Genomic DNA, 11,997 nt, shown 5'->3' on the forward strand with positions numbered 1-11,997 from the left:
GCCACCGCCATGCGCAAAAAAGGCCGCGACATCCCCGAACACCTGGCCCACATCGCCGAAGGCATCCAGGACTCCGGCACCACCCGCCAGGAAGCCAGAACCCTCCTCGCCGCGGGTGCAACCAAGGCAACTGGAGCGTAGGGGGAATGGAGATGTTTCCCACCAGATTCGAAATCATCCCGTCCACCGGCATCGCGGAGAAGCTCGTGGCCGCTGTGCCGACGTCCACCACCCTGACCATCACCTGCCTGCCGCACCACGGCATCGCCCGCACCATGCGGTCGGCGCTCGAACTCCGGGACCTGGGTTACGACGTCGTTCCCCATCTCGCCGCGCGGGCACTGGAAAGCCGCGGGCAGCTGGCCGGGATCGTCCGCGACTGCGAAGCCGCGGGGATCACGGAAGTCTTCACGATCGGCGGCGATGCCCAGCAGCCGGCAGGACCCTACGCTTCGTCCCTCCCGCTGCTCGAAGACATCGCGGAACAATCCGGCGGAAGGATCGCGGCCGGCGTCGCGGGCTACCCGGAGGGGCACCCCGCCGTCGGGGGCGTGGACCTGCTCGACGACCTGCTGGCGAAGCAGCACCTCGCCGCCCGGATCGTCACCCAGATGTGCTTCTCGGCACCGGAGATCCACAACTACACGGCACTGCTGCGGCGCGAAGGCGTCCACCTGCCGGTGTGGGCCGGGGTGGCCGGAGCCGTGCCGCGGACCAAGCTGCTCTCCCTGGCAACGCAGATCGGCGTGGGCTCGTCCATGAAGTTCCTCGGCAAGCAGAAGACGCTGGCCCGCAAGCTGTTCCTCGGGGACCGCTACTCCCCCGAAAACCTCGTGGCGGACCTGGCCGGACCGGCCGGAAACATCGCCGGCATCCACCTCTACAGCTTCAACAACGTCCGGCTGCCGGGCTGGATGGCCGGGGCGGCGTAGGGCGCTAGCACTCGCGCGGAAACTCCTACGGCACCGAAACCGCAGCCACCGTCTTCCTGGCTTCGTCGCGCAGCTCCACCCCGGAGATACCGGCCAGCTGCACCGGTGTGGCGCCCGTGACCTTGATCCGCCCGGTGGGGGTCGCGGTCCAGCCGCAGGCGAGTTCCTCGCCGCCGTCGCGGTCCTTGACCCACAGGTACAAGGTGCCCTCGAGCGGCATGCTGCGGCCTTCGAGTTCGAGCTCGGTGCCCCAGGTCTTCTTCACCAGGCCCACCGTCAGCTGCATTCCGTTTTCGGCCTGCAGGGAGTAGCTGGCATCCGGTTTTGGCGGCGGGTTGAGCAGGCCGCCCACCGCCGGTCCTGCCAGGATGCCGCCGGCGAGGCAGGCCGCGGCGACCCCCGCCACGAGTGCGGTGCGCCACCGCCGGGACTTCCGACGTCGAGCGGCAAGTTCCAGCAGAACCGGCGCCCCGGCTTGCGGTTCGGCAGCCGGCCCCCTTCCGGCGGCGAGCGCGACGGCGTCAGCCACGGGAACGGCGTCGAGCAGCGCCGGCAGGCTCTCCAGTTCGGCGATTTCGCGGCGGCAGGCGGCGCAGCCGGCAAGATGCTCCTCAAAGGCGAGCAACTCGGCCGGCTCCAGTCCGCCCAGCAGGTAGGCACCCAGGAGCGCGTGATCGTTCATCGCTGCACCCCCATTTCATCCAGGATGGTGCGCAAGGCGCGCACGGCATAAAAGGCCCGGGATTTCACCGTTCCGCTGGGAATGTTGAGCCGCAGTGCGGCCTCGTTGACCGTGAAGCGCTGGTAATGCAGTGCCACCAGGACCTCGCGGTGTTCCTGGCTGAGCCGCAGCAATGCCTCCTCCATGAGGACCCGGTTGAGCAGTTCGTCCACCCGTTCGCTGCTCTCGGCCAGTTCGAGGGCCGCCGGGCCGGCTTCCGCCGGGCGGCGGCGGGCCTTGCGGTAGTTGTCGATGATGACGTTGCGGGCGGTGCGGAACAGGTAGCTGCGCAGGCTTCCGGTGATCTGCGGTGCGTGCTGCCAGACCCGCAGCACCGTTTCCTGCACGACGTCGTCCGCCAGGTTTTCGTCGCTGGTGCAGCTGAGCACGAAGCGGCGCAGCGCGGTGCCGTGGTCGCGGTAGATCGCGGCCACCACGTCCTCGTCGCTCATGTTGCCGTCCAACGGCACCGCTGCCTCCTGGTTTTGTGTTCCCTTTTCGGCTGATACGACGCCGGCTGCCCCGAAAAGGTTCAGTCCCTGTGAACCATTCTTCACCTGCGGGCGTCGTACCGGGTGAATGTCCGGCCGATCCAGGCCGGACCCGGCGAAGGAGCGAACCCATGAAACGCCTGCACCCGATCAGCGGATTTGGCGCACTGGCCCCCGCGGCCGCACTGATCCTCGCGGTTACACTGGCTGGCTGCGGCGGCAGCCCCGGCACCTCGCCAACTTCGGCCGGCCCGTCGTCGAGCGCGCCGGCGTCGAATGCGCCGTCCTCGAGCGCGCCGTCCTCGAGCGCGCCGGTTGCCGGACCGGAACTGAAAACAGCCAGCTCCAGCGCGGGCAAGATCGTAGTGGGCGCCAACGGCATGAGCGTCTACTTCTTCACCAAGGACGTGAAGGACTCGGGCAAGAGCGCCTGTGAAGGAGCCTGCGCAGCCCTCTGGCCGGCCGTGACCACTACTTCCGACAAGCCTGCTGTGGAGGGCGTGACCGGGACCATCGGCACCATCCCGGCGGCGGACGGCAAGAAGCAGGTGACCATCAACGGCCTGCCGGTCTACTTCTTCTCGCGGGACACGGCTGCCGGTGACGTGAAGGGCCAGGGCTACGGCAACGTCTGGTACCTGGCGAGTCCGTCCGGCGACATGATCAAGCAGGACTCGGGGATGGGGTACTGACCGGGCCTTGGCTACGAATTCCTGGCTACGATCGGAGCATACCCTCGAGACCCGATCTGAAGAACGCCGGAACCTGGCAGCTCATGGTGGACAGCAACCAGGAACTGCTGCTGCGCACGTCCGGGCACGACGTCCACTGGTGGGCTGAGCGGGCCCGGGCGGCCGGGTTGAAGAACGACGCCGAGCTCCGCAACTGGATGCGCGAGGAACACGGCATCACCGGCTATGCCCGGTACGCGGTGTCCTGGGAGATGTTCGGCTACCCGGAGTTCATGCTGCCCGGCGCCGACGAACTGATCGACGGCCAGTACGCCAAGCACCCGGAGCTGCGGCCCATCGCCGATGCCCTGCTCGCCTGGGCCGCAGCCACCGACGGCGTCGGGATCCAGCTGCGCAAGGGTTACGTCTCGCTGCGCAGCCCGAAGCGGAAGTTCGCCCAGGTGACGCGGGCGAACAACACGACCGTCGACGTTTTGTTGAGGGCCTCCCTTGAGCCGGGCGGCCGGGTGGAGGCGGTCAACCACCATGGTGCGCACCGCTCCGGCAAGCGCGGGCGCCAGTCAGCAGCCGGCTCGCGGTGCCGGCTATGTGACGTTCCCTCCCGGTTGCAAGACCCAGGTCAGGCAAGGAGTAGCCCCGTGCCCCGGATTTCCGGGGCTTGTCGACGGCCTGTTCAAAAGCAACTGGGAAGGAACGCCGCTTGGTCGGCTCAAGAAGCCGTCCAGCCGGGAAGCTACGCTTCCGCGCCCTCGAGCTCGTCGTCCTCTTCGAACTCCACGGCCGCGATGATCTCCTTGGTCTCCGGGTGGAGCATGAAGGCTTCGTCGTCCTCTTCGACCATGAGGTAGTCACCGTGGTCGGTGCTGAAATGCCAGGCGAGGGTCTTCTCGCCGTCGTGGACGTAGTTCGGATCGCCCATGGTGATCTTTTCCAGGGCGAACCCGGCCACGTCGCACAGTTCGCGGATGATGAGCTCGAACTCCGGCGCGTCCAGGAGCTCGGCCTCGGCGGCCTCGGCCCGGCGCTCGTCGAGGTCCGGAACCAGGGCGACGCGGGCCGCGATGTGGGATTCCAGCTGCTCTTCGTCCAGGTAGAGCACGCCGTCCTGCCCGCGCAGCCAGGCCGCGTTGAGCTCGATGATGTCCTCGGTTTCCAGCAGCGCTTCGAACTCGCCGTCCAGTTCCTCCAGTGCCGCGACCGCCTCGGACGGGTCCTCGGATTCGTCCAGCTCGCCGTCCATGTACGTTTCGGCTTCCTCTTCGGAGAGGGCGTCGAAGGCCGCGGCCGTGCGGTTGAACAGGTCCAGGTGGGCCGTTGCACCCATGCCTTCGAGGCCTTCGCGGACCAGGACGTCAACGTCCTCGCGCTCCGGAATCGTGAACACGTACTGGGCGAAACCACCGGACAGAGCCTGGGTCAGGTAGTAGTCCACGTAGTAGCTGCGCAGCGCGTTGGCGGCGATTTCGTCATGGTTGAGCAGTGCTTCGTACATCTCGTTGACCACGGTGACGTTCGCGTCCACGACGTCCGCGCTGCTCGCGTCGATGCTGTCCTTCGTCAGGACGACGGGGTATTCGTTGCTGGCCATGGGATTCCTCACTGCTTGAAGAAGGTGGTGCTCCGGACGCCTTTCACGCTACGCGCGGGCGGCACCCCACCGGCCGAGGGCAAGGTGAACGTCCGGCGAAGTTTCAGCGTCGGCCCGGGGAATCTCCTCGAAGTAGGATTCATAGATAGCCCCGAGCCGAAAGTAGTTTCCCCGAATGCCTTCCCACTCAGACGATTCCTGGGATCTGGCGATTCAAACTCCCGCCATCAACGACCGCTCCCTGGCGGCCGGCCTGGCGTACGCGATGGGCAGCCGGGTCAGCAACATCACCTTCGACGCCGGCACCGGCCTCATGCTCGGCAAGGTCCGGGGCAGCGGCGCCGCACCGTATTCGACCTCCGCCAAGCTGGTCCGCAAGCCGGCCGGCTGGAGCTGCACCGTGGGCGTATGCAGCTGCCCGGTCCGCAAGGACTGCAAGCACGTGGCCGCCCTGCTGTTCGCGGCCGAAGACCACCCCACCGTGCGCGCGCAGCTGCTGAGCGTGCCCGCCCCCGGCCAGACCTCCCGGAGCACGGTTCCGCTGCAGCGCCCGGCCTGGGAACGCGCCCTGGACCGGCTCATTTCCGGCGGCGGAAGCACCCCGCAGCCAGGCCGCGGGCTGCCGCTGGCCCTGCAGTTCGAGGTGGAGGAGCCCGCCCCGCACTTCGCCTACACCGGCCGCCGCGACCCGCACCGCAGCATCCGCCAGCTCAAGGCGCGGCCCGTGATGATGGGCGCCAAAGGCAAGTGGATCAAGGGCGACGCCTCCTGGTCCAACCTGAACTACCTGGGCTACAAGCGCGAATTCAACGAGGCCCACCTCCACTGGCTGCAGGAACTCCTGGCCGGCCACTCCAGCAGCGAGCACCGGAACTTCGGCTCCAACATGTGGCTGCTGCTCAACGACTACGCCGGCAAGAAGCTCTGGGACCTCTTCACCGAGGCGGAAAACATCGGCCTCGCACTGCTGCACTCCGGCGGCAGCGAGCCGGTCCGCATCGCCGCGGAGCCCGCCGTCGTCGGGCTGGACCTCAGCCGCCCGGCTCCCGGAACGGATAAGAACGACGGCGGACTGGAGCTCGCGCCGTCCGTCACCATCGGCGGGGACGCCGTTGATCCGGCGTCGCTGGGGCTGATCGGGCGCCCGGCGCACGGGCTGTTCTTCACCGGCGCGACTTCCATCGCAGCGCACGGGGAACTGCCCGGTGTGCCCTCGCCGCAGAACCTCATCACCCTGGCTCCCCTGGCCGGCGGCGAATCGCAGGAGCTCCTGGACTTCGTCTCCGAGGCGACCCGGCTGCAGATCCCGGCGCAGGACGAGGAACGCTTCCTCACGGCCTTCTACCCCAAGCTGCGGCAAAGCGCCCGGCTCACCGCGCAGGACGAGTCGGTCGAGCTGCCGGTGCTCGCGGTGCCCACGCTGTCCCTGCTGGCCAACTACGGCGCGGACCACCGGGTGCGGCTGCACTGGGAATGGCATTACACGGCCGGCAAGCTCGTCACCGCCCAGCCGCTGTGGCGGCACCCGGACGACCACGGCTACCGGGACGACGCCACCGAGGCACGCATCCTGGAAAGCCTCGGCCGGCCGTGGGAAGTGGTTGCGGCGCTCGGCGAATCGTCCAGCGGCGGCTGGGGCGCGCCCCGGCTGGCCGCCGCCGTCGAGCTGGACGGCCTGGACACCCTGGCCTTCACCGAAGAGGTGCTCCCGCGGCTGCGCGAACTGCCCGACATCGTGGTGGACACCAGCGGCGAGATCGCCGATTACCGCGAGGCCTCCGAAGCCCCGGTGGTGTCCATCTCCACCAAGGCCACGGACAGCCGCGACTGGTTCGACCTGGGCATCGTCATCACCCTCGAAGGCGAGCCGGTGTCCTTCGCCGCCGTGTTCTCCGCCCTGGCCGCCGGGCAGAGCCGCATGCTGCTGCCCAGCGGCGCCTACTTCTCCCTGGACCTGCCCGAGCTGCACCAGCTGCGCGCCCTGATCGACGAAGCCCGCGCCCTGCAGGAACACCCGCACAAGGACGGCACCCTGCAGATCAGCCGCTTCCAGGCGGGGCTGTGGGACGAGTTCGCGCAGCTGGGGATCGTGGACGAGCAGGCGGCCGCGTGGCGCGAGTCCGTGGGCGGATTGCTCGACGACGGCGTGACCGGGCTGCCGCTTCCGGCCTCGCTTAACGCTGAGCTGCGTCCGTACCAGCTGGAGGGCTTCAACTGGCTCAGTTTCCTGTACAAGCACAGCCTGGGCGGCGTGCTGGCCGACGACATGGGCCTGGGGAAGACGGTGCAGGCGATCGCACTGATGTGTGCTGCCAAAGAAGCCGCTGCCGGGCAGGCTGCCCCGTTCCTTGTCGTCGCCCCCACCTCGGTGGTGGGCAACTGGGCCGCTGAGGCACAGCGCTTCGCCCCCGGGCTGAGCGTGCGCACCATCACCGAAACCTTCGCGAAAACCGGGGCGGCGCCGTCGGACGCGATGGCGGGGGCCGACGTCGTGATCACCTCCTACGCGCTGTTCCGGATCGACCAGGAGGCGTATGCCTCCCGGGAGTGGGCCGGGCTGATGCTGGACGAGGCGCAGTTCGTGAAGAACCACCAGTCCAAGGCGTACCAGTGCGCGCGGAAGCTGCCGGCGGCGTTCAAGCTGGCCATCACCGGCACGCCGCTGGAGAACAACCTCATGGAGTTCTGGGCGCTGACTTCGATCGTGGCGCCCGGGCTCTTTTCGAGTCCCAAGCGTTTCGCGGAGAACTACCAGAAGCCGGTGGAGAAGAACGGTGACTCGGCGCAGCTGGACAAGCTGCGGCGCCGGGTGCGTCCGCTCATGATGCGCCGCACCAAGGAGCAGGTCATCAAGGACCTTCCGCCCAAGCAGGAACAGGTCCTGGAGGTGGTGCTGAATCCGCGGCACCACAAGGTGTACCAGACCCACCTGCAGCGGGAGCGGCAGAAGATCCTGGGCCTGATCGACGACGTCAACAAGAACCGCTTCACCATCTTCCAGTCGCTCACGCTGCTGCGGCAGCTTAGCCTGGACGTGTCGCTGGTGGACGAGTCCCTGTCCGCCGTGCGCTCCTCCAAGCTGGACGTCCTCTTCGAGCAGCTTGAGGACATCATCGCCGAAGGCCACCGGGCGCTCATCTTCAGCCAGTTCACCGGCTTCCTGGGCAAGGTCCGCGAACGGCTGGACGCCGAGGACGTGGAGTACTGCTACCTGGACGGCAGCACCCGCAACCGGGCCGACGTCGTGAGCGAGTTCAAGAACGGCGCCGCACCGGTGTTCCTGATTTCCCTGAAGGCGGGCGGCTTCGGGCTGAACCTCACCGAGGCGGACTACGTGTTCCTGCTGGACCCGTGGTGGAACCCTGCCTCCGAGGCGCAGGCCGTGGACCGCACGCACCGGATCGGCCAGAACCGCAACGTGATGGTGTACCGCCTCGTGGCCAAGGACACCATCGAGGAGAAGGTCATGGCGCTGAAGGCGAAGAAATCGCAGCTGTTCGCCGACGTCATGGAAGGCGACGCCCTGGCCGGCGGTGCACTCACGGCCGAGGACCTGGCGGGGCTTTTCGTCGAATAGGCCGGGCCGGCGGCTCCACCCCTGGCAGGAGTGAAGCCGCCGCCGGCTTCCCTTCGACGGTCAGACCAGCACTTCGCCGTCGCGGGCAACGACGCGGCCTCCCGAGAGCACGAGGCGCCGCTGCGGGCAGCGCACCAGCACGTCCGGCACGTTCTCGGCGTCGAGGAGCACGACGTCGGCGCGCGCACCGGCGACGAGGTCGTGCCGGTCCCGTCCGACGAACGGCGCGCCGTGCTTCGTCGCGTACTCGACCGCGGTGGTGAGCTTGTCGTCGTGGCGGAACCCGTGCAGGCGGGCGAAGGCGAATGCCACGCGCAGCAGGTCCCCGTCGCCGAACGGCGACCACAGGTCGCGGATGCCGTCGGTGCCGAGGCCCAGCGGAACACCGCGTTCCCGCATCCGCTGCCAGGGCAGCGGCGCGGTGCCGCTCATCGCGACGGTGGTCCACGAGATGCCCGCCTCGGCCAGGCCCTCGATGATCTCCTCCTGCACGCCCTGTTGCAGCGCGCCCATGGCAAAGCCGTGCGAGATGTTCACCTTGCCCTGCAGGCCGGCGTCGATCGTGCGGCGGATCACCTGGCGGTACTCGTACGCGCCGAGCGAGCCGAAGTCGTGCAGGTGCAGGTCGAGGCCGACGCCCCGGTCGACGGCAATCTGGAACAGCCCGTCGAGCTGGCCCTCGACGTCGCCGTCGATGGTTCCCGGGTCGAGTCCGCCGATGCTGCCGGCCCCGGCCTGGGCTGCCTCGTCGAGCAGCCGCATGACGCCCGGCCGACGCAGCACCCCGTCCTGCGGGAACGCCACCGTCTCGACCTGGATCGCGCCGTCGAGCTCGGCGACGGCGGCCTGCACCGACTCGAGGCCCTTCAGGCCGATGCCGAGGTCGACGTCGATGTGGGTGCGGGTCGCGGTGGTGCCGTGGCGGAGGAACTCGCGCAGCACCGCGGCGGCGGAGTTCACGTTCGGGATGTCGTAATTCCCGCGCTGGGCGCGCTCGTTCGCGATCCAGCCCTCGACGGTCGGATGGTCCGAATAGGTGTACGACACCCACGGCTTGCCCCACCAGCTCTTATCGACGTGGGCGTGTGTGTTGATGAACCCGGGAACGGCCAGCAGTCCGCCGCCGTCGAGGTCGCCCGGTTCGGACACGCCCGAGGCCGGTGCCACCTCGGCGATGACGCCACCGCTGATCGTGATGTCCGCGGCCTCCGCGCCCCACGGGCGCACATTCCTCAGGGTGAACTTCTTGTCAGTCATTTTTGTTCTTTCTCTTTTCCGGACTCAGTGCACGTGTGGACTCAGTGCACCCGGCGCAGGAATGCCGCCGTGCGCTCGTGCTGTGGGTTGTCGAGCACCTCGCGCGCCGGACCGTCCTCCAGCACACGGCCCTGGTCCATGAAGACCACCCGGTCAGCGACCTCGCGGGCGAAGCCGATCTCGTGCGTGACGACGATCATCGTCATGCCCTCCTCGGCGACCTGCCGCATGGTCTGCAGCACCTCGCCTACCAGCTCGGGGTCGAGGGCGCTCGTCGGCTCGTCGAACATCATGAGCCGCGGCTCCATTGCGAGCGCCCTGGCGATCGCCACGCGCTGCTGCTGGCCGCCCGAGAGCTGGCTCGGGTACGAGGCGTCTTTGTCGGCCAGGCCGACCTTGGCCAGGAGCTGCCGTGCGTGCGCGGCGGCCTCCTTGCGCGGGCGGCCCTTGACCCTGGTGGGTCCGTAGGTGACGTTGTCGAGCGCGGTCATGTGGCCGAACAGGTTGAAGTGTTGGAACACCATGCCGATGTGCTGGCGGGCCTGCGCCACGCGGCGCTCGCTCTGCTCGTAGAGCTGCCCGCCCTGCAGTTCGAGTCCGATACGCTCTCCGTTCACCTCGATCACGCCGCCGTCAACGGGGTCGAGGTGGTTGATGCAGCGGAGCAGGGTGCTCTTGCCCGAGCCCGACGGGCCGAGGATGCACACAATCTCGCCGGTGCGGACCTCGATGTCGACGCCCCGGAGCACATGGTTGTGCCCGAGCCACTTGTGCACGCCGTCGATGCGCAGCATCGTGTCGGTCGCAGGTCCTGCGGGGGCTACTTGCGCCACGGCGCACCTCCGGTCATGGTCGTGGTGGTCGCCGCCGGGCCGCCCGGCGTGCGCTTGCGGGGTTTGCGGGACCCGGGCTGCGAGGCGTTGAAGCGACGCTCGAGGAAGTGCTGGCCGATGCCCGCGACGGTCACGAGGACCAGGTACCAGAGCACCGCCACGATGAGGAGCGGCAGGATCTTGAAGTTCTGTCCGTAGATCAGCTGCACCCGCGTCAGCAGGTCGCTGCCGCCGATGACCGAGACGAGCGAGGTCGCCTTCAGCATGCCGATGAACTGGTTGCCGGTGGGCGGGATGATGACCCGGATCGACTGCGGCAGCACGATGCGCGCCAGCGCCTGGTTCCGGGTGAGGCCGATGCTGACGCCCGCGTCGGTCTGGCCGGCGGGCACCGAAATGATGCCGCCGCGGATGATCTCAGCCATGTAGCCCGACTCGGCGAGCGAGAGGGCAATGAGACCGGCGGTGAAGCCCGAGATGAGGGTGTTCGTGTCCTGCCCGAGGATGGTCGGGAAGAGCACCGCGAGGTTGAACCAGAGCAGCACCTGCACGAGCATCGGCACGCCGCGGAAGAACCAGACGTAGCCGCGGCCGATGGCGCTTGCGACCCTGTTGTTGCTCTGGATCATCAGGGCGATGACGAAGGCGAGCACGATCGAGATCAGCATGGCGAAGATCGCCAGCTGGATCGTGACGCCGACGCCCTGCAGGACCACCGGGTTGAACATGTAATCCCAGGTGACGCCCCATTCCATGTTGGGATTCTGCGCCTGGGACTGGATGAAGAGCGCGAGCAGGGCGATCGCGACGAGCCCCGCGACGATCTGGCCGTACTGGGGGCGCCGCTTCGCGTGGATCGGCGCCTCCTGCACGGGCGGCTCATCGCCGGGCCGGCGCACATAGTGCGCCGGCCCGGTAACAGCCGGGGAGGACGGCGGGTTCAGCTCCGACATGATCACTTCTGCGCCAGGTTGATGCCGGGGGTATCAAGGTTGATGACCTCGACGTCCCACTTCTTCAGGACCTCCTTGTACGTGCCGTCCTTGTGGATCGCGTTGAGGGCACTGAGGAAGGCGTCACGGAGCTTGGTCTGACCCTTGTTGAAGGTCATGCCGAGGTAAACCTTCTCCTCGAAGTCGACGGGGAGCGACGCGAGCTTGTCGCCGGTCTCGCGCTGGATCACCGAGACCGCCATGTCGGGCCAGAAGATGGCGTCGATGCGGCCCGAGGTGAGCGCGAGGTTCTTGTCGCTCGAGTTCGGGAAGGAGATGAGCTGGGTGGCGGGTTTGCCCTTGGCGACGCACGCCGCAGCCATCTGGTCAACGAGGCGGTTGGCGTCGGAGCCCTTCACATCGCCGATCTTGATGCCGCAGCCGCCGTCGACGGCACTCGTGACCCCCTTGGGGTTGCCCTTCTGCACCATGAAGACGGTGCCGGCCCACTGGTAGTCGATGAAGTCGACCTGTTCCTGCCTCTTCTTGCGGTCGGTCATGCCGGCGATCGCGGCGTCGAACTTGCCGCTCTGCATGCCGATCAGGATCTGGTCAAAGGGCACCTTCTCCCACTTGACCGGGATTCCGAGCTCCTTGGCCATCGCCTCCATGAGGTCGACGTTGTAGCCCTTGATGCCGGTCTCACCGGCGGGGGTGAAGTTGGCTGGCTCGAAGTCGGGCTGCGTGGCAACGGTGAGCACGCCCTTGTCCTTGACCTCCTGCGGCAGGAGGTTGAAGAGGGGCGCCTTCTCGTCCAGGACGGCGGGTTTCGCCGATCCCCCGGCGGCCGTGGCTGAGGAACCGGAAACGCCGCAGCCGGTGAAGGCGAGCACGGCAAGGCTTCCGGCCGCGAGGGTGGCCGCGGCGCGGCGTGCGAGGGTGGTGCGGTAGAACGACATTGTTCTTGCCTTTCG

The 11,997-nt window shown here is 68.0% G+C and carries 11 protein-coding genes; 4 read left to right on the plus strand and 7 right to left on the minus strand.

From position 1 onward, the window contains the following. Positions 1–152: 152 nt before the first annotated feature. On the plus strand, positions 153–932 hold the full coding sequence (locus ACNQPB_RS12800; RefSeq protein ID WP_498752226.1) for a methylenetetrahydrofolate reductase: 780 nt from the start codon (positions 153–155) through the stop codon (positions 930–932). Positions 933–957: 25 nt separating this feature from the next. Here ACNQPB_RS12800 and ACNQPB_RS12805 read toward each other — a convergent pair whose 3' ends face one another. Together ACNQPB_RS12805 and ACNQPB_RS12810 are read right to left on the minus strand one after the other, a co-directional pair. Next, positions 958–1,614 carry an anti-sigma factor family protein gene (locus ACNQPB_RS12805; RefSeq protein ID WP_498752228.1) on the minus strand — a complete coding sequence of 219 codons (657 nt, stop codon included), beginning with the start codon at positions 1,612–1,614 and terminating at the stop codon, positions 958–960. After that, positions 1,611–2,105, minus strand: coding sequence for a sigma-70 family RNA polymerase sigma factor (locus ACNQPB_RS12810; RefSeq protein ID WP_498752229.1), 495 nt, complete (start codon positions 2,103–2,105; stop codon positions 1,611–1,613). Before ACNQPB_RS12810 ends, ACNQPB_RS12805 begins: the two co-directional genes overlap by 4 nt. Before the next feature lie 170 nt (positions 2,106–2,275). Between ACNQPB_RS12810 and ACNQPB_RS12815 the strand changes: the two genes are divergently transcribed. Together ACNQPB_RS12815 and ACNQPB_RS12820 are read left to right on the plus strand one after the other, a co-directional pair. Then, the gene (locus ACNQPB_RS12815) at positions 2,276–2,836 is read left to right on the plus strand and encodes a COG4315 family predicted lipoprotein (protein ID WP_498752231.1); all 561 of its coding nucleotides are present in this window, start codon (positions 2,276–2,278) and stop codon (positions 2,834–2,836) included. An 83-nt stretch (positions 2,837–2,919) separates the two neighbouring features. Next, complete coding sequence (locus ACNQPB_RS12820) at positions 2,920–3,684, plus strand: hypothetical protein (protein WP_498752233.1); 765 nt, start codon at positions 2,920–2,922, stop codon at positions 3,682–3,684. On the opposite strand, the gene ACNQPB_RS12825 is transcribed toward ACNQPB_RS12820, so the two are convergent. Continuing rightward, positions 3,570–4,424, minus strand: a complete 855-nt coding sequence (locus ACNQPB_RS12825) for a DMP19 family protein (RefSeq protein ID WP_498752235.1) — start codon at positions 4,422–4,424, stop codon at positions 3,570–3,572. The genes ACNQPB_RS12820 and ACNQPB_RS12825 overlap by 115 nt on opposite strands. Positions 4,425–4,599: 175 nt before the next feature. Between ACNQPB_RS12825 and ACNQPB_RS12830 the strand changes: the two genes are divergently transcribed. After that, positions 4,600–8,001 carry a DEAD/DEAH box helicase gene (locus ACNQPB_RS12830; protein WP_498752237.1) on the plus strand — a complete coding sequence of 1,134 codons (3,402 nt, stop codon included), beginning with the start codon at positions 4,600–4,602 and terminating at the stop codon, positions 7,999–8,001. Between the two features lie 60 nt (positions 8,002–8,061). Here the strand turns inward: ACNQPB_RS12830 and ACNQPB_RS12835 are convergent, their stop codons facing one another. The 4 genes from ACNQPB_RS12835 to ACNQPB_RS12850 are packed head-to-tail and all read right to left on the minus strand — an operon-like array spanning position 8,062 to position 11,982. Next, on the minus strand, positions 8,062–9,258 hold the full coding sequence (locus ACNQPB_RS12835; RefSeq protein ID WP_498752239.1) for an amidohydrolase family protein: 1,197 nt from the start codon (positions 9,256–9,258) through the stop codon (positions 8,062–8,064). Between the two features lie 41 nt (positions 9,259–9,299). Then, a complete protein-coding gene (locus tag ACNQPB_RS12840) occupies positions 9,300–10,052 on the minus strand; it encodes an amino acid ABC transporter ATP-binding protein (RefSeq protein ID WP_498752546.1) in 753 nt (250 codons plus the stop codon). Between the two features lie 26 nt (positions 10,053–10,078). Then, positions 10,079–11,044 carry an amino acid ABC transporter permease gene (locus tag ACNQPB_RS12845; protein ID WP_498752241.1) on the minus strand — a complete coding sequence of 322 codons (966 nt, stop codon included), beginning with the start codon at positions 11,042–11,044 and terminating at the stop codon, positions 10,079–10,081. 2 nt (positions 11,045–11,046) lie between these two features. Further along, on the minus strand, positions 11,047–11,982 hold the full coding sequence (locus ACNQPB_RS12850) for an ABC transporter substrate-binding protein (protein ID WP_498752243.1): 936 nt from the start codon (positions 11,980–11,982) through the stop codon (positions 11,047–11,049). Positions 11,983–11,997: the final 15 nt, after the last annotated feature.

It is taken from the genome of Curtobacterium sp. LFS079 (genome assembly GCF_047977865.1).
GTDB lineage: Bacteria > Actinomycetota > Actinomycetes > Actinomycetales > Micrococcaceae > Arthrobacter.